The following is a 17,813-nucleotide window of genomic DNA, read 5'->3' as shown; positions in this document are numbered from 1 at the left end:
TATCGCTGGAAAAATTGCGCAACCGTGCCGAACTTCCAGCCAATAAGAACCGATCCTCGAACAAGGGAAGTTCGAACAATTCGCTTCCCCCGGAGGGCAGCGCGACCACACCTGCGTCGATCTCACCAGCGCGCAGCATCGTCAACAGGCGCTCTGTCCGCGCTTCGCGTATCTGCACTCTCAAAGAAACATCGGCCGCCCTTAACCCCGCCAGAACACCTGGCAGAACATAGGGCGCAATCGTCGGGATTATTCCGATCGACAAAGACCGATGCCCGCTTGAGTGATCCTTGGCAAATTGGTCGAGCCTGTCCGAGGCACCAAGTATCTGACGCGCATATTCAAGCACATCCCGCCCCAAAGGGGTAAGCAATATGTCACGGGCCTTACGCTCGAACAGGGCACCACCGAGGGTCTCTTCTAACGCCTTGATCTGAACCGATAATGCCGGTTGCGAAACGTTACACATCTGCGCCGCCCGCCCAAAGTTGCGCTGCTGCGCAACGGCGTTAAAGTATAGGAGCTGTCGAAGGGTAAAGTTCATAACCCCTAGCTATCACTCCACCCTGAAACCGCAACCAAAACCGATCAAAGCGTTATCCGATCATACGGCTTCGCTCTTCCTGATCCTGGTAGTGACGTTTCAGGCGCTGTAATGCGATACGCAAAACGATTTTGCCGGACCGCGCTGACCACCCCATTCGCTTTTCCGCCAATTCCAACCCCTCCAGATAGCAACAGCAGCGCAAAGCCACGTCGCTCAACCCCGGTCCAAGGTCAGACAATGCACGCTCTACGCGGTCGCGCGCTTCTGAAGAACCCCGGTTGCCAGTGTCGTCGCTTCCAAAACTTCCGCGCCCACCGGCAGTCAGGAAATTGTCCCAGTTCTGTGCAACCTGAGGTCCGATCTGAGCCAGTTCAAAATCCTCGCGCAGGCGCTCTCCTGCCCCGACAAGCGCTTCATCTAAAAACGGCTTTCCATCCCGATCCCGACGCCTTGCCAGGGCGATCAGCGGGCTTTCTGCGGCGCTATAGCGCATTCTTCTGGGACGTTCTGGATGGGCGCGATTTGTCGTCGCGTGAGAGGGCGCCCCATGAAACGAAGCAGGCGCGTCTGCCATTCCGTGTTCGTTGCGAGACCTTGCCTGGTTCTCGAAATCGGCCATTAACTGGCTCAGTGCCGTACGGCCCGCGCTAGTAATCCGGTAGCGCGATATCCGGCCTGGGTTGTCGCAGGAAATCCAATCCTTCAACGCCAATGCCTGTGCGATCTTGCAATCAACCACTGCAGTCCTGGTCGCAGCGGCGTCGCCGGTATCGCGCACCACCACTGCTTTGTTCATTTCTTCAGCGACAGCCAGGACCGAACCGGTCTCACACAGTCTGCGCAGTACCCTTAGGGCCTCGTGGTTGAATTCCTCTTCTTTTTCGACGTGTGAATCATGACTGAACGCTGAAACCGTGCGATCAGAAGCATCATTGACCGAAAAATGTTCTTCGGCCAACGACTGCAAAGCCGCATCCACCAATGGATCGTCACGGCGCATCTCAATTCGGCGGATTTGTCTAAGAATGGTCGAAGCATGGCACCCCGCAGATCGCGCAATATCGCGGATCGACTGGCCGGTTTCTGTGTGGGCCAGGTATCGTTGTGCCCCCTCAGGTACCCAAGCCGGAATGGTGAAAGCCATGTTGTTTTCCATAGTTCTGTGCCCTCATCGACGAAACAATCTGTTCTCTATCGCCCCCGGTGACTTTGTTAACCAATTCTAACTAGAGTCGCTTTCGTTACTCGTTCGTTAACTGCCGGAGGTGATGACCAGATTTCATTCAAATTCATAAACACTCATGAAGCGAGAGTTCGGGGAGAACCCGATTAAGGCAACACCCGCTTAGGTTGTGAAACAAATGGGCCAACGTTAATCCAACACGTGGAGCCCAAATATGCAGGACCTGATGACCATGATTTCCGCCCTCCGCCGCCCCAGCCTATTGGCACGGGCAGCCAAGCACGGGGCGCAGGACTATGATCGGGACCGCCACCTGCAACGCATACTTGGGTACGGATCGCTACCTGGGTCGGGTGCGGCGCTGATGCGTTTGATGGATATTGAACGAGAGGTTAACGCGCAGAGACTGGCAGAAGATGCAGGCTATTCGCTGGTCCGTCATTTGGACCTTCTGATCGCGCTATTGGGTGAGGCGCAGCTGTACAAAGCCAGCCGCGCCTCACAGTTTTCAGTTATCAGCTGAAAGCGTCCGGCATAGAGGCCTTTTTCTTTTCAACATATTCGGCCAAAGCGCTGTGAATTCCCGGGTCGAGTTCCGGTTGCTTGTAGTTGGCAATCAAATGCTCGACCCGAGACGAGGCCAACTGTCGCGTATCGCGCGCACCCTCGTCTTCCCAGGTTTCGTAAGGTTTGTAGTCCAGCAGGTCGGACTTCCAGAACGCCTCTTTGAAGTTTGCCTGCGTATGAGCACAACCCAGATAGTGGCCGCCCGGGCCGACCTCGCGGATTGCGTCCATGGCCTGGGCGTTTTCGTCATAGGCCACACCCTTGGCCAGACCGTGCAGAACGCCAAGCTGATCTGCGTCCATGACGAACTTTTCAAAGTCCGCAACCAGGCCACCTTCTAGCCAGCCGCAGGAATGCAGCATGAAGTTCACACCCGCCATCAGCCCCATGTTCAGCGAGTTCGCGGTCTCATAAGCGGCCTGCGCATCGGGCAGTTTCGAGCCACAGAACGACCCGGCTGAGCGGAACGGCAGACCCAGACGCCGCGCCAGCTGTCCCGCGCCATAGGTAACCATTGACGCCTCGGGTGTGCCAAAGGTTGGCGCGCCTGAGTTCATGTCGATCGACGAAACGAAAGCACCAAAGATAGCAGGCGCTCCCGGGCGGATGATCTGACTGTAGGCGACACCGGCCAAAACTTCGGCCAGAACCTGTGTCAATGTCCCCGCTATCGAAACCGGCGCCATCGCACCACCGACGATGAACGGCGAGATGATGCAGGCCTGATTATTCCTGGCGTAGACTTCCAGCGACCCCATCATCACATCGTCGAAGGTCATCGGCGAGTTGATGTTGGTCAGCGAAGTCATGACCGTGTTTTCCTGAACAAACTCTTTGCCGAACAGGATCTCACACATTTCCACTGAATCCTGAGCGCGGCTGGGATCGGTGACCGAGCCCATGAATGGCTTGTCCGATAAGGTCATATGCGCCATCAGCATGTCCAGGTGACGCTTGTTCACCGGAACGTCTGTGGGTTCGCACACAGTACCGCCCGAGTGGTGCAGCCACTTTGACATGTAAGCCAGTTTCACGAACTTGTTGAAATCGTCCATGGTCGCATAGCGACGGCCACCTTGCGCATCACGCACGAACGGAGGGCCATAGACCGGCGCCAGAACCAGATTGCGACCGCCGATGACCACGGACTTTTCAGGGTTTCTTGCGTGCTGCGTGAACTCGCTTGGCGCAGTTTTGATCAACTCGCGCGCAAGGCCGCGTGGGATGCGCACCCGTTCGCCATCCACATCGGCGCCCGCGTCTTTCCAACGTTCCAGCGCCGCAGGGTTGTCGACAAAATTGACGCCGACTTCGGCCAGAAGCGTTTCCGCATTTGTTTCGATGATCTGCAACGCTTCTTCGTTGAGAACCTCGAAATTCGGAATATTGCGTTCGATGTACTTTGCGGTCTCGATACGAACCGCTGTACGTTCGGCCCGGCGGGCAGCGCCACCGCCACCTCTCGCCCTGCGCCGGGTGTTTGCCTCTGTCATGAGAAAATCCCGTATCAGTTGTTGAATTTACATGTGTGTTACAGGAACCCGCCGCAATGGCAGTCGTGGATAACGGCGCTATAGGGGAAAAAGCGACAAAATGTCGGGGACAACCGCCACAAATGACCCAGCACATGTTTTTAAAGTCGCGCGGGTCTTCGTCATTCGTTTCGGGACCGTCCACCAGACTAGCGGGCCCTAACCGCGACCAACTGGCGTGTCTATACCACTTGAAATCCCTTGCGCTTATCATCTTCGCAACCTAGTAGCAGACCCATGACCCAAGACACCCATGACCGCCTTCTGATCATCGACTTCGGCAGCCAGGTAACGCAACTGATTGCGCGCCGCCTGCGTGAGCTGAATGTTTATTGTGAAATCCATCCTTATCAGAATGTTACGACGGACTTTGTTCGGAAAATGGCCCCAAAGGCCGTTATTTTCTCGGGCGGTCCCGATAGCGTGACACGAGAAGGGTCTCCGCGGGTCCCGCAGGAAATCTTTGACATTGGCGTTCCTATCCTTGGTATCTGCTATGGGCAGCAAGTGATGATGCACCAGTTGGGTGGCAAGGTCGAAAGCGGCCATGGCACCGCAGAGTTCGGCCGCGCCTTTGTGACCCCTAAAGGCCAACTGGATATTCTCGATGGCTGGTTCACCGACGGCGATGAACAGGTCTGGATGAGTCACGGCGACCATGTCAGTGAAATCGCGCCGGGGTTTCAGGTTTATGGCACCTCGCCCAACGCACCGTTTGCGATCACCGCAGACACGTCCCGCCATTTTTATGCAGTTCAGTTCCATCCCGAGGTGCACCACACACCAAAGGGCGCCAAGCTTTATGAGAATTTTGTAAAGCTCGCCGGATTCAGCGGCGATTGGACCATGGGTGCCTATCGCGAGCAGATGATCGCGACGATCCGCGAACAAGTGGGCGATAAACAAGTGATTTGCGGTCTGTCCGGAGGTGTCGATAGTTCGGTCGCGGCGATCCTGATCCACGAGGCGATTGGCGACCAGCTGACCTGTGTGTTCGTTGATCACGGCCTGTTGCGCAAGAACGAGGCTGACGAAGTCGTCGGCATGTTCCGCGACAACTATAATATTCGGCTGATCCACGCGGATGAAAGCGATCTGTTCCTAGGTGAGCTTGAGGGGCAAAGCGACCCGGAAACCAAGCGCAAGATAATTGGCAAGCTGTTCATCGACGTGTTCCAGAAACATGCCGACACGATCGACGGGGCGGAATTCCTGGCCCAAGGTACCCTCTACCCTGATGTGATCGAATCCGTTTCGTTCTCGGGCGGGCCTTCGGTCACGATCAAAAGCCACCACAATGTTGGTGGTCTGCCAGAGAAAATGGGCCTGAAACTGGTCGAGCCGCTGCGCGAACTGTTCAAGGACGAGGTCCGCGCATTGGGACGCGAGCTGGGTCTGCCCCAAAGCTTTATCGGCCGCCACCCCTTCCCCGGCCCTGGTCTGGCAATCCGTTGCCCCGGTGAAATCACCCGCGAAAAACTAGATATCCTGCGCGAAGCCGATGCGATCTATATCGACCAGATTCGCAGACACGGGCTTTATGATGATATCTGGCAGGCCTTCGTGGCGATCCTGCCGGTTCGAACCGTCGGTGTCATGGGCGATGGCCGCACGTACGACTATGCCTGCGCCCTGCGGGCAGTTACCTCAGTCGACGGAATGACCGCCGACTATTACCCGTTCAGTCATGAATTCCTGGGCGAAACCGCCACCCGGATCATCAATGAGGTCAAAGGCATCAACCGATGCACCTATGACATCACGTCGAAGCCTCCGGGCACAATCGAGTGGGAATGAAAACAAGCCGGGCCAGTGCCCGGCTTTTTTGTTTCTGCGACACAAATATTTAGTTACCAATCAACATCGTAGAACTCCTAATGCGCGGGCAACTCAATGGAAAGCAGCAAACCCCAAATCGGCAAAGCCGCGCTGTGGATGATCGGGGCGATCGCATCCTTTACGTCTATGGCCGTGGCCGGACGTGAGCTGAGCGTCACCCATGACACCTTTGAGATCATGTTTTATCGCAGCCTAGTCGGCATGTGCGTGGTCAGCCTAGTTCTGACGGTTACGGGAAAGTGGCATCAGGTATCGACCGAACGGATTGGCCTTCACGGGGTAAGAAATACCCTGCATTTCACCGGTCAGAATCTCTGGTTCTACGCTGTTTCCGTGGCACCACTGGCACAGGTTTTTGCACTTGAGTTTACGCAACCGATCTGGGTGATCCTGATGTCCCCGATGCTGCTGGCCGAGCGGTTGACAGTCGTGCGGGTCCTTTCAGCACTTATCGGTTTTGCTGGTATCCTTATAGTCGCACGACCGGGGGCTGTTCCGTTAAGCGCAGGAATTGTCGCCGCCGCGATGTCGGCGGTGTTCTTCGCTTTGACTACAATTTCCACCAAAAAACTCACGCGTTCTGCAAGCATCGGGTGCATCATGTTCTGGCTGACCGTTATACAGGCTGGTCTTGGGCTGGCAGCCTCTGCGATCGACGGAGAACTTGCGTTACCAACGATGGCAACCGCGCCTTGGCTTTTGCTTGTAGGGCTTGCAGGCCTATTAGCGCATTTCTGCATTACGAATGCACTCTCAATCGCACCGGCTACGGTTGTGATCCCATTCGATTTTGCGCGCCTTCCTACAATCGCGATTGTCGGTATGCTTTTCTATCATGAGGCTCTCGATCAGTGGACGCTCGTGGGGGCTGCTGTCATTTTTGTGGGTATCTTCCTCAACGTTCAGTCGGAAAACCGTAACAGTTTAGCAACAGATTCTCGCAACACTCACTAAGGGTAACGTTCAGTCACCCGTTGACCAGCTATTGTAGAGAGAGTGAAATCCACCTGTAAGAATAACTCGGTTGTGCGCAGACACCACAAATTCGCGCAACTTAGCGATATAATTGGGAGGAATGGATGAAGAAGACGCTTCTACAGGCGTGTGCTTTGTGCGTGGGCGCAACAAGCATTCAAGCCGGTGGTCTGGACCGTAGTGGACAGGGAATCAATATCATTTTCGAAGAGGGATCCGTGGTCCAACTTCGTCTTGGATATGCGTCACCCGACGTAAGCGGTGAACAAAATGGCGTAGAATCAGGTGATGTGTCGAATGCTTTCTTCTCACCGGGACTGGCTTACAAACGTTCATTTACTGACAAACTGGACTTTGCGCTGATCTATGACGAACCATTCGGTGCGGATATTGGGTATTCCGCCGACTATCCCCTGTCGCAGAATCCAACTGCAGCGTTTGGAGGACGCAGCGGGATTCTGAGGGCCAGCGCTGATGTCGACTCCCTCACCGCATTGCTGCGCTACAAGCTTGACGGTGGCTTCAGCGCCATTGGCGGGATTCGCGCGCAGCGTGCTAGCGCAAAAGTCGTTGTACCGGCAGCAGCCGGATACGAATTTGACGCGGATGCCGATACTGACTTTGGTTATCTCGTCGGGGTTTCCTGGGAAAAACCTGAAATCGCAGCTCGGGTTTCGCTGGTCTACAACTCCAAGATCACTCACGATCTGTCGTCGACAGAGTCGTTCAACGTAGTGCCGCCCGTCCCCGCCGGGTTGCAAACAATCGATGACACGACCAGGGTCGAGACACCGCAATCCATCAACCTGGATTTCCAGACCGGGGTTGCCCCAAAAACGCTGGTGTTCGGATCGATCCGCTGGGTTGACTGGCCTCAGACAGTCGTGGCACCTGCCGCCTATGTCGGGATCGTTGGGGACAACCTCGTCGACTTTGACGACGACACATTCACCTATACTCTTGGAATGGGATATCAGTTCTCAGAGGCTTTTTCTGGTGCGATATCGACATCTTACGAAAAGTCGAATGGTACCGAAGTATCAAACTTGGGGCCGACTGACGGTTTCTGGAGCATTGGCGTAGGCGGTACTTACACCGTGGAAAATGCTCAGATCTCGGGCGGTGTCCGTTATACGGACATTGGCGATGCGACAACCACCACGGGTGGTGAATTCAGCGGCAACTCTGCCTGGAGCGTCGGCCTTCAGTTGACCTACTCTCTGAACTGATCAGCGACAAAACCGATCTCCAAGGCTCCGCCCTCCGGCGGAGCCTTTTTTGCATAGATCCGCATGATCACGAATTGAGATGATGCGGTCCTGCGTGGCAAGGAACAGATATCTACTCCCATTCTGGCATAACGAAACCTGTGCCCAAGACTGTTGGTTCTAAACAACCGCTGCACGCGCGATTGACGCCGCCCCCCGCCCGTTTTAGCAAGGTCGGAAAAGGGATAGTGGACAATGATCTACAACTCGGCAAATGACTGGCGGGAAGCCGCGCGCAAAAAGGTGCTGTTTTTTGGCATGTCAGGCCTGGGAAAGACCTATGTGTCCAACGTTCTGCGCGATTCCGGGGACTGGTTCCACTATTCGGTCGATTACCGGATCGGCACGCGATACATGGGCGAGTATATCATCGACAACGCCAAGGCCGAGGCCATGAAGGTCCCTTTCCTGCGTGACCTGCTGTTGTCTGATTCCATTTACATCGGATCAAATATCTCGTTCGAGAACTTGACCCCTGTCGCCGCTTATCTGGGAAAACCGGGCAACCCGGCACAGGGCGGCATGGAGCTGACAGAGTATAAACGCCGTCAGGAACAATTCCGTTTGGCAGAAATCCACGCTCTGCTGGATACCGAGTATTTCGTGGATCGGGCGCAGAGATTGTACCAATACCCGCATTTCATTTGCGATACTGGCGGTTCGATATGCGAATGGGTTGACCCCAATGATCCGCGGGATCAGGTCCTGACTGAGCTGTCGCGCCACACGCTGATGATTTGGATCAAAGGTGATGACGACCACACGTCCGAGCTGGTCAGGCGCTTTGACCGTGCGCCCAAGCCCATGTCCTATCAGCCCGAATTCCTGACACGTGTCTGGGACGAATATCTGACCCAACAGGGCTGTTCCGCCGAACAGGTCGATCCCAACGCCTTCATTCGTTGGACCTATGCCAAAGCTCTTGCGCACCGGCAACCGAGATACAGGGCGATGGCCGACAACTGGGGTCTGACGATCGCTGCCAGCGACATGCACAGTATTCGCGACGACGGTGATTTCGATGAGTTGATCGAACGTGCACTTGAGACCCGGCCAAAGCGCGATTAACTACGGCACTTACACACTCAAACCAAAGGCTTGCATCCGATGCCGATCAAGATTCCCTCTGACCTGCCCGCATATGACGTTCTCACCAATGAGGGCGTCATGGTCATGTCCGAGGATCAGGCAATGCGTCAGGATATTCGCCCCCTTCGGATTGGGTTGCTGAATCTGATGCCCAAGAAGATTCAGACCGAAAACCAGTTCGCGCGACTCATCGGTGCAACCCCTCTGCAGATCGACCTGTCGCTGATCCGTATGACCGAACATCGGACCAAGAACACCGCAGCCGAGCATATGGCCGAGTTCTACCGCCCGTTTCAGGAGGTAAGGGACCGAAAATTTGACGGCCTGATCATCACCGGCGCCCCGATCGAACATCTTGAATTCGAGGATGTCACCTATTGGGAAGAGATCAGCGAAGTATTTGACTGGACCCAGACAAATGTCCATTCGACCTTTGGCGTGTGCTGGGGCGGAATGGCGATGATCAACCATTTCCATGGGGTGCGTAAGCATATGTTGGACGCCAAGGCTTTCGGATGTTTCCGGCACCGCAATCTGGCTCCCTCCTCACCGTTTCTGCGCGGGTTTTCCGATGATTGCGTAATCCCGGTCAGCCGGTGGACCGAGATGAAGCAGGCCGAAATCGACAGCGCTACGGGCCTGACCACCTTGCTGGGTAGTGATGAGGCAGGCCCCTGCTTAGTCGAAGATAAGGACCATCGTGCGATTTATATCTTTAACCACTTTGAATATGACAGTGATACGCTCAAGCAGGAATATGATCGCGATATCGACAACGGCACACCGATAAACGTGCCGATGAACTACTATCCAGACGACGACCCCTCGCGCCAGCCTCAGAACAGATGGCGCAGCCATGCGCACCTACTCTATGGCAACTGGATTAACGAAATCTATCAGACAACACCGTTCGATATGGATCAAATTGGTTCTTAAAACCATCATAGCTCTTGCCCTGCTGATTGCTGGCCTAGCCACCGTAACAACTTGGCGCGTGTCACGGAACGAAGCTGTAGCCGAGGCCAGTTTCCCACCCGAGGGTCAGCTGATCGACGTCGATGGAGTCAGCGTTCATGCCGTAGTCATGGGGCACGGGCCCGATGTCGTGCTGATCCACGGGTCCAGTGGCAACACTCGGGACATGACTTTTGCCCTCGCACCAATTCTGGCAGAAGATTTCCGTGTCATTGTTTTTGACCGGCCCGGACTGGGGTATTCCGACAGCTTCAATCCGGACGGAGAAACCCTTGAAGAACAAGCCGAAATCCTACGCCGTGCAGCTGTCAAGCTGGGCGCGGACAAACCCATTGTTGCAGGGCAAAGCTATGGCGGGTCGGTGTCGCTGGCCTGGGCGGTTACACAGCCCGAACACATCTCGGCGCTGGTGTTGATTGCCCCCGCCGCGATCCCTTGGGAAACGCCGCTGGATGGTTTCAACCGAATGGCCGCGACCAAGCCCGGAAACGCGCTTGTGCTGCCGTTGATCAACGCCTTTGTCCCCGATTGGTATGTCGAGCAGGCCCTAGACGGTGTCTTTTCCCCCCAAACTGCACCCGAAGGCTATGCCGAACATTTCGGCCCCGGGCTGACCATGCGCCCGGCTTCGATGCATGCCAACGCAATGCAACGCGCCAATCTGTTGGACGAAGTTCGTGCGCTGCAGCCGCGCTATAAGGATATTTCGGTCCCGACCGAGGTTGTGCATGGCACCGCCGACACAACGGTCGGGTTGGAATGGCATGCGGAACCCCTGATCGACCAAATCCCCGGCGCTGAACTGATCGAATTGCCGGGAATTGGCCATATGCCACAGATCGTGGCCGCACCCGAAGTAGCGGCCGCAATCATCCGGGCTGCTCAGCGGGCGGGTTTGCGTTAATTCCGAGGCTAATCCATAGTAAGATATGGATTTTATCGCGAGGTGACTCATGACACGAACTGGCAAAGGCACCATCGAGGAATATTACAAAAAACGTGCACCAGAAGAAGTCCGGAACGAGATCAAAGAGGCCGATAAGGATGACATTCTGAACCCTACATACCCCTATGACGAACGCATGAAGCGTAAGGCGTATGAGAAACAAATGCAGTCCCTGCAGATCGAGCTTGTGAAAATGCAGCTTTGGGTGAAGGAAACTGGCCAGCGTGTCGCTGTTATCTTCGAAGGCCGCGATGCCGCTGGAAAAGGCGGGACAATCAAGCGGTTCCGTGAGAACCTGAACCCGCGTGGGGCTCGGAACGTTGCGCTCAGCAAGCCATCGGATCAAGAGCGCAGCCAATGGTATTTTCAGCGCTATATCCCACATCTGCCCGCAGCCGGAGAAATCGTGTTCTTTGACCGCAGCTGGTATAACCGCGGCGTGGTGGAAAATGTGTTTGGGTTCTGCAACACAGAACAGCGTGAACGCTTCTTCCGACAGGTTCTGCCGTTAGAGACCGGCCTGTGTGACGATGGTATCCGCTTGTTCAAGTTCTGGTTGAACGTCGGACGGGCCGAGCAGTTGAACCGGTTTCTTGCGCGCGAAACGGACCCGTTGAAACACTGGAAACTAAGCCCAATCGATATCGCTGGTTTGGACAAATGGGATGAATACTCTGCTTCGATTTCCGAAACCCTTACACGCAGTCACAGCGAAGCCTGCCCCTGGACCATAGTTCGTTCCGACGACAAGAAACGGGCAAGGCTGGCAGCAATCCGAACCGTGCTTCATGCGCTGGACTATGATGAAAAGGACAAAAATGCGATTGGCGATATCGACACCAAGATATGTGGCGGGCCAGATATCTGGGATGCCTGATCTTTCTTGCCGGCCAATATCATCACAAAGATTGGACGAATACGTGCTACCGGTTTATGTCTTAGTTCCTCAAGAATTGTACAAAAAAGGCGTCTGAATCAGGGATGACAAAACGCGGGTATCACCACGGCAACCTGAAACAGGCTCTGATCGACGCAGCTCTGTCCCTGATCGAGGAAAAGGGTCCGACCGGGTTCACCCTGTCAGAGGCTGCAAAAGCGGCAGGCGTCACGCCTGCAGCTGTTTATCGCCACTATCACGGGCGCGAGGACCTGATCGCCGAGGCGGCGCGTCAGGGGTTCGAGATGTTCGCCGATCTAATTCAATTCGCTTATGACAAAGGTCAGCCTTCGGCGCTGGCTGCATTCGAAGCAACCGGGCGCGCCTATCTGGCCTTTGCTCGCAAGAATCCTGGCCACTATATCGCGATGTTCGAAAGTGGGATTTCCGTCAACCGCACCCCAGAACTTGCCCTGGCTGCAAACCGGGCCAGAGATGTTCTAGAAAAAGCTGCAGCCGATCTGTCGCAACATATTCCGCCGGAAAAACGTCCGCCGGCTTCAATGTTCAGCGCACATATCTGGGCGCTGAGTCACGGTGTAGTCGAATTGTTTGCCCGTAACACCGGCGCCACCGCACCCTTCCCGCCCGAAGATCTTTTGGAAACGGGGATCGGTATTTATTTGCGGGGACTAGGGCTGGTGCCTCCGGACGAATAAGGCCGTCAGAACACCGGTTTCCGTTGCGGTATGCTGAGACCGGATGTGACATTAATCAGATCCATCTCACCCATACCCTTGATGTCCACACGCCCGATATCAGAGACCTGAAACTCGTCAATCAGGGCGTATTTCATTTCTTCAGGCGCAACAATATTCATTGGGTTTGCAAAGACTTGTAGCCGGGAAGCGATGTTCACGGCGGGCCCGAAAACATCATAGACATATTTCTGAATACCAACCACAGATCCTACCGCTGGCCCCATACCCAGCCCCACACGTGCCTGCCACTTGTGCGGATGGCTTTCATTTCTCCGCTCAAGATAGCGAAGGAACCTGACTGCACAATGGGCAGCAGCAGTCGCATGATCTGGCGTAGCATCCGGCATGCCTGACACCGCAAGATAAGCATCGCCAATAGTCTTGATCCGCTCACATCCGAACTGTTCGACGATCCGGTCAAAGGCCGTAAAGATGTCATTCAACTCGCTTAGGGTAACCGTCGGGTCCGTCTTGGCGGCAAAATCCGTGAACCCCACAAAGTCCAGCATCACAACTGACACCTGATCGTAAAGCTGCGGCGTGACCACACCGAATGTCTTGAATTCTTCATAAACAGCGCGCGGCATCAGGTTCAGCAACAGCCTTTCAACCCGCTCCTTCTCACGCTCCAACTCGCGCGTGTTGCGTTCGACCATAGTCGAGTAGCTGTCAATCATGCTTTCAAGTTCGCGGATTTTGGTGATGTTCTGAAACTCGATGACCAGAACCTGTTCCGAAAGACCGTTTGCCAGAGAAACTGCCGTTGCGAAAACCAGTGTCCTGCGTTTCGGCTTGATCTGCAATTCGACCGAGTATCTGAGCCCAGATTGCTTTACGTCTTCAAGTTCACGCGCATCAAGGTCAGGAAAAATATCCAACAATGTCTGTCCATCAGCCGGAGGGCCAAACCATTCCTGAAAAGGGCCGTTGCAGAATACGAATGTAAGATCCGAAGCCCGAACCACTGCGACACCAACACCGATCGCGCGCAGCAGTTGTTCATTGATCGCAAGAATGCTCATGCCGCATCGCGCGTAACAATAATTGCACGTTTGGATTCGATCGCTCCCAAGGCAATCTTTACGTGCCGATCTTCCATTCCATGTAACGCCAGCGCTTCACCAAACAGATCTGCCATTTCGTCGAAATCTGCGTGCGAGATGTTCAGATTTCTGTGAACCGCTTCAATTCGATCATCACTAAAAGATGTCGGGCCACCGATCAGAGACGATACGAACTTGGTCTGGTGATCAATCAGCCTTGGCATGTCGATATCTTCGAAATGGTCACCGATCTGATCAGACTCCAGTGCCATTTCGTAAAAGGTCATAACGATCCGGCTGATCGTTTTGAAACCGCCATAATGCTCATAGATTGTCTGACCCACACCAACCCCAAACCGGAAAAACACCAACAACACTGGAAGATTATATCAATTTGACAGTTTTGTTAACGCTTATCGAGAATTACTATTTTTGCTTGGTTGGAAAGCCGTGATCAGCCCATGATATAAACTAAACCCTCATGTCTTCGGCACAGGGGATAAATCCGACATACCCCCCGCTTTCAAGCAATCGGGCTTCGCCTCTCTGGCGCCAATACAACTTGCGTTTCGCGGCCTGCAATTCGCGACGAATGCGAAACCACAGGGGTCCCTTATCCAGACCGCTATTGGTCTTTCTGTTTTGTGAACGTTCACTGACTTTCACGGAATCTTCAGCCTGATCCTGCTGTTTCGACCAGATCATTTGAACGCCGACTGCTGGAAAACACTGATACATTTGCCAATCCGGGCGGGGGATAGATACGAAATCATCCAGGTGATCCGAGTATTTCTCGGACCACTTCAGCAATTTACGGCAGGCCGCCTGCGACAGGATATATGCGGCCGCGCTGGGTGCCATTTCCAGCATCGGGCGAACCGGTACGCCGGATATCTGCTGTTCCGGGCCAAACCTCAGCGACCGAGGGGAATAGTCCAGCTTTAGGAAGTCGAACCCTGACCCTGCTTCGAGCAATCTGGCAATCACACCGCCAGCTTGGGTCGACATTTCAACATCGTCTTCAAAGATCGCAACAGCCTTCAGGTCTTGCTGAACGGCACGCTTCCAAACGGCGCGATGGCTTTCGAAACAAGCGACTTCACTTTGTTTCAGACCCCAGCGGCTGCCAGAACCGGGAACATAACCATTTCCAACCAGAGCGCCCTCTTGTTGTGCATCGGTCGCACTAAAGCGTTTGGCCCCAATCAATCCAGTATGCGCAAACTGCGCCTCCATAAAGTTACGCCGTTCGGGTACCCGATCCAGATTGATATAGTAGACGCCCGTTCCCGGTGGCAGTTCATGATGGCCCACGGCTGTTCCTTTTTAATGCCTGCACCAGATACACATCGCACAATCGGACAATCAAGCCCACAGCCCCCACCTATCGCAGCTTTGAATTCCTGTCTAAGCTGCCGTTGAACAGCAAGAAACGGGAAACTCGCCATGTCATCACATGGGTATAGCGGTGGGCGGCTTAATCTGCCTTTTGTCGGCATTTCGACCTTCGGCAAAGCGCCGTATGTCGAGGATTGGGACAATATCGACGCGGATGTCGCAATCATGGGGGCGCCTTTCGACTTTGGCACTCAATGGAGGTCCGGCGCGCGCTTTGGGCCGCGTGCGGTGCGCGAGGCCTCGACCCTGTTCAGCTTTGGCCATGCCGGGGCCTATGACCATGAGGATGACGCTACCTATCTGGATGGATCGGTGCGGATGGTCGATATTGGGGATGCCGATATTATCCACACCAAGACAGATGAGAGCCACGCCAATATTCAATACGGCGTCGAACGTATTCTGTCCGCAGGCGCCCTGCCCGTCACCATCGGCGGCGATCATTCGGTGAATATCCCCTGCATCAACGCCTTTGCCACAGATTGCGCGCAGAACGGTCCGATCCATGTGGTCCAGATCGACGCGCATCTAGATTTCGTTGACGAACGTCATGGCGTCACTATTGGCCACGGCAATCCGATGCGGCGGGCGATTGAAAAGCCGTACGTCTCGGGCATGACCCAGCTGGGCATTCGCAACGTGTCGTCGACCGCTAAGGAAGGGTATGAGGATGCCCGCGCTCGCGGCTCGGACATCTTGTCCGTACGACAGGTGCGCAAGTTGGGCACCGAGGGTGTATTGGAGCGCATCCCCGAGGGCGCGCGGTATTACGTTACGATTGATATCGACGCGTTTTGCCCCTCAATCGCACCTGGCACGGGTACGCCCAGCCATGGCGGGTTTTTGTATTACGATGTGCTGGAAATTCTTCAGGGGCTGGCGAAACGGGGTGACGTGGTCGGGATCGACCTTGTTGAAGTCGCCCCAAGTTACGACCCAACCGAAAGCACGCAGATTCTGGCGGCGCAGGTGCTGCTGAACTTCATCGGGTTTATCTTTCACGAACGGGGCAAGAAGGGCTGAACGCCCTTCCCGCCCATACGATCAGGCGCTGATCGTGTTGTGTTCAGGCCCATAGGGGAAGCCGGTGATGTTCTCGGCACCGGCCTCTTCGACCACTAGAATGTCATGCTCACGATAGCCACCGGCACCGGGCTGTCCTTCGGGAATCCACAGCATCGGCTCGATGGACACGACCATGCCCGGCTCCAGCACCGTGTCGATATCCTCGCGCAGTTCAAGACCCGCCTCACGACCGTAATAGTGGCTGAGGATGCCGAATGAGTGCCCATAGCCGAATGAGCGGTACTGCAGCAGGCCCTCATCAGCAAAGAATCGATTGATCTCAGCCGTGATCCCAGAGCAGGTCGCGCCCGGTTTGATCAGGCTCAGCCCCAACTCATGCGCGGCGACGTTTGCCTTCCAGATGCGCAGGCTATCGGCGTCGGGTTCGCCCAGAAACAAGGTGCGTTCCAGCGCAGTGTAATAGCCCGAGATCATCGGGAATGTGTTCAGCGACAGGATATCGCCCTTTTGCAGCGCCCGCTTAGTGACCGGGTTATGTGCGCCATCAGTGTTCAGGCCGGATTGAAACCAGACCCAAGTATCACGGTATTCGGCTTCTGGATAAGCACGAGCAATCTCGGCCTCCATCGCGTCACGGCCCGCCATGGCGATTTCGATCTCGGTCGCGCCTTCGCGGATCGCGGCGTGAATGGCTGCGCCGCCCACATCTGCAGTGTGTGCGCCGCCTTTGATCAACTCGATCTCTTCGGCGGATTTCACCATGCGTGCGGCCATTGTGTCGGGTGCGATATCAACCAGTTCAGGCTGGCCCAGCATATCCAGCGCGGTGTCGCGCATTGCCAGGGTCATATGGTCGCCTTCGATCCCGATCCGCCGTGCAGATCCGATCAGATCAGCCACCGCGCGCCAGTAATTGTTCCGCTTCCAGTCGGTATAGATCACGTTGTCTTCAACCGAGCGACGCCAAGGTTGGCCGGCGTCGATATTGGCCGATACGGTGGTGCATTTGTCCTGAGTGACAACGCAACCGTAGGGACGCCCGAACGAGCAATACAAGAAGCCCGAGTAATAGGCGATGTTTTGCATGGAAGTCAGCAGAACAGCTGGAATATCGCGGGCGGCCATCGTGGCGCGCAAGCTGGCCAGACGGCGTGCATATTCCGCCTTACTAAAGGGCAAAGGCGCCTTGTCACCGTTGTGGCAGGTAAAGAATTCGGGGCGATTGTTTAGATCATTCATCTTGGTCTCTCCTCGATGCCGGACAGGCAAAGCCCGGCCACAAGTCCCGGCGTTCAGGACAAGCGGCCTCGGGAACCGAGAGCCATGCACCCGCCTAGATGTCACGACGCCATCGTGACCGGGGTGCATGGTGAAATCGCTAAATCACCTTGTGAGTCGCGTCAAGCGGGACTGAGCCCCCGCAGGCGTTCAGACCGCCGCCGCAGCAGCTCTACCGTGGTCAACAGCGCAATCGAGATCACCACAAGGATGGTCGCTACTGCCAGAATGGTCGGGCTGATCTGTTCGCGCAGGCCGGTGAACATCTGCCATGGCAGTGTCTTCTGGCTGGCAGAGCCAACGAACAGCACCACAACCACCTCATCGAACGAGGTGATAAAGGCGAAGAGGCCACCCGAGATCACGCCCGGCAGGATCAGGGGCATCTGAATCTTGAAAAACGTCCGCACCGGGCCCGCGCCCATATTCGCCGCCGCCCGCGTCAGAGAGCGATCAAAGCCCACCAGCGTCGCAGTCACGGTGATGATGACGAAAGGGATGCCCAGAAC

18 protein-coding genes are annotated in these 17,813 nt (G+C 55.3%); 10 read left to right on the top strand and 8 right to left on the bottom strand.

Annotated elements, in window-relative coordinates; all coding sequences use genetic code 11:
* Both AC2FLB_RS20700 and AC2FLB_RS20695 read right to left on the bottom strand, forming a co-directional pair.
* Nucleotides 1-544 (bottom strand): LysR family transcriptional regulator (locus tag AC2FLB_RS20700; protein ID WP_496709998.1); only part of this gene is annotated, 544 nt, incomplete at its 3' end.
* A gap of 52 nt (nt 545-596) precedes the next feature.
* Complete coding sequence (locus AC2FLB_RS20695) at nt 597-1,703, bottom strand: DUF6456 domain-containing protein (RefSeq protein ID WP_496709997.1); 1,107 nt, start codon at nt 1,701-1,703, stop codon at nt 597-599.
* Nucleotides 1,704-1,944: 241 nt separating this feature from the next.
* Between AC2FLB_RS20695 and AC2FLB_RS20690 the strand changes: the two genes are divergently transcribed.
* Complete coding sequence (locus AC2FLB_RS20690; RefSeq protein WP_496695271.1) at nt 1,945-2,253, top strand: DUF6477 family protein; 309 nt, start codon at nt 1,945-1,947, stop codon at nt 2,251-2,253.
* On the opposite strand, the gene AC2FLB_RS20685 is transcribed toward AC2FLB_RS20690, so the two are convergent.
* Nucleotides 2,246-3,790, bottom strand: coding sequence for a trimethylamine methyltransferase family protein (locus tag AC2FLB_RS20685; protein ID WP_496709996.1), 1,545 nt, complete (start codon nt 3,788-3,790; stop codon nt 2,246-2,248). The genes AC2FLB_RS20690 and AC2FLB_RS20685 overlap by 8 nt on opposite strands.
* Nucleotides 3,791-4,066: 276 nt before the next feature.
* On the opposite strand from AC2FLB_RS20685, the gene guaA reads away from it, so the two are divergent.
* The 8 genes from guaA (at nt 4,067) to AC2FLB_RS20645 (ending at nt 12,517) form a co-directional block, all read left to right on the top strand.
* Nucleotides 4,067-5,626 carry a glutamine-hydrolyzing GMP synthase gene (gene guaA / locus AC2FLB_RS20680; protein WP_496695267.1) on the top strand — a complete coding sequence of 520 codons (1,560 nt, stop codon included), beginning with the start codon at nt 4,067-4,069 and terminating at the stop codon, nt 5,624-5,626.
* 96 nt (nt 5,627-5,722) lie between these two features.
* Nucleotides 5,723-6,622 (top strand): DMT family transporter, encoded by a 900-nt coding sequence (locus AC2FLB_RS20675; RefSeq protein WP_496709995.1) that lies wholly within the window; start codon nt 5,723-5,725, stop codon nt 6,620-6,622.
* A gap of 125 nt (nt 6,623-6,747) precedes the next feature.
* Nucleotides 6,748-7,872 (top strand): OmpP1/FadL family transporter, encoded by a 1,125-nt coding sequence (locus AC2FLB_RS20670; RefSeq protein ID WP_496709994.1) that lies wholly within the window; start codon nt 6,748-6,750, stop codon nt 7,870-7,872.
* A gap of 234 nt (nt 7,873-8,106) precedes the next feature.
* On the top strand, nt 8,107-8,979 hold the full coding sequence (locus AC2FLB_RS20665) for an ATPase (protein ID WP_496709993.1): 873 nt from the start codon (nt 8,107-8,109) through the stop codon (nt 8,977-8,979).
* Nucleotides 8,980-9,018: 39 nt separating this feature from the next.
* Entirely contained in the window at nt 9,019-9,936 is a 918-nt protein-coding gene (gene metA, locus AC2FLB_RS20660; protein WP_496690640.1) for a homoserine O-acetyltransferase MetA, read from the top strand.
* A 58-nt stretch (nt 9,937-9,994) separates the two neighbouring features.
* The gene (locus AC2FLB_RS20655) at nt 9,995-10,879 is read left to right on the top strand and encodes an alpha/beta fold hydrolase (protein ID WP_496709992.1); all 885 of its coding nucleotides are present in this window, start codon (nt 9,995-9,997) and stop codon (nt 10,877-10,879) included.
* 49 nt (nt 10,880-10,928) lie between these two features.
* Nucleotides 10,929-11,798, top strand: a complete 870-nt coding sequence (ppk2, locus tag AC2FLB_RS20650) for a polyphosphate kinase 2 (protein ID WP_281994702.1) — start codon at nt 10,929-10,931, stop codon at nt 11,796-11,798.
* 104 nt (nt 11,799-11,902) lie between these two features.
* On the top strand, nt 11,903-12,517 hold the full coding sequence (locus AC2FLB_RS20645) for a TetR/AcrR family transcriptional regulator (protein ID WP_142634158.1): 615 nt from the start codon (nt 11,903-11,905) through the stop codon (nt 12,515-12,517).
* A 5-nt stretch (nt 12,518-12,522) separates the two neighbouring features.
* Here the strand turns inward: AC2FLB_RS20645 and AC2FLB_RS20640 are convergent, their stop codons facing one another.
* From AC2FLB_RS20640 to AC2FLB_RS20630, 3 genes are all read right to left on the bottom strand, one after another.
* Nucleotides 12,523-13,581, bottom strand: coding sequence for an adenylate/guanylate cyclase domain-containing protein (locus tag AC2FLB_RS20640; RefSeq protein WP_496695256.1), 1,059 nt, complete (start codon nt 13,579-13,581; stop codon nt 12,523-12,525).
* Entirely contained in the window at nt 13,578-13,979 is a 402-nt protein-coding gene (locus AC2FLB_RS20635; RefSeq protein WP_345741800.1) for a group I truncated hemoglobin, read from the bottom strand. Before AC2FLB_RS20635 ends, AC2FLB_RS20640 begins: the two co-directional genes overlap by 4 nt.
* A gap of 94 nt (nt 13,980-14,073) precedes the next feature.
* A complete protein-coding gene (locus AC2FLB_RS20630; RefSeq protein WP_496709991.1) occupies nt 14,074-14,916 on the bottom strand; it encodes a glycosyltransferase family 25 protein in 843 nt (280 codons plus the stop codon).
* A gap of 132 nt (nt 14,917-15,048) precedes the next feature.
* On the opposite strand from AC2FLB_RS20630, the gene speB reads away from it, so the two are divergent.
* Complete coding sequence (gene speB, locus AC2FLB_RS20625; RefSeq protein WP_496709990.1) at nt 15,049-16,023, top strand: agmatinase; 975 nt, start codon at nt 15,049-15,051, stop codon at nt 16,021-16,023.
* A gap of 21 nt (nt 16,024-16,044) precedes the next feature.
* Here speB and AC2FLB_RS20620 read toward each other — a convergent pair whose 3' ends face one another.
* Both AC2FLB_RS20620 and AC2FLB_RS20615 read right to left on the bottom strand, forming a co-directional pair.
* A complete protein-coding gene (locus tag AC2FLB_RS20620) occupies nt 16,045-17,265 on the bottom strand; it encodes an aminopeptidase P family protein (RefSeq protein WP_496690645.1) in 1,221 nt (406 codons plus the stop codon).
* A 161-nt stretch (nt 17,266-17,426) separates the two neighbouring features.
* Nucleotides 17,427-17,813 (bottom strand): ABC transporter permease (locus AC2FLB_RS20615; protein ID WP_496709988.1); only part of this gene is annotated, 387 nt, incomplete at its 5' end.

The sequence above is a fragment of the Ruegeria sp. CDSA236 genome, assembly GCF_059611285.1.
Note: the sequence above shows the minus strand (reverse complement) of the source record. Positions and strands in the feature narration are given on the sequence as shown.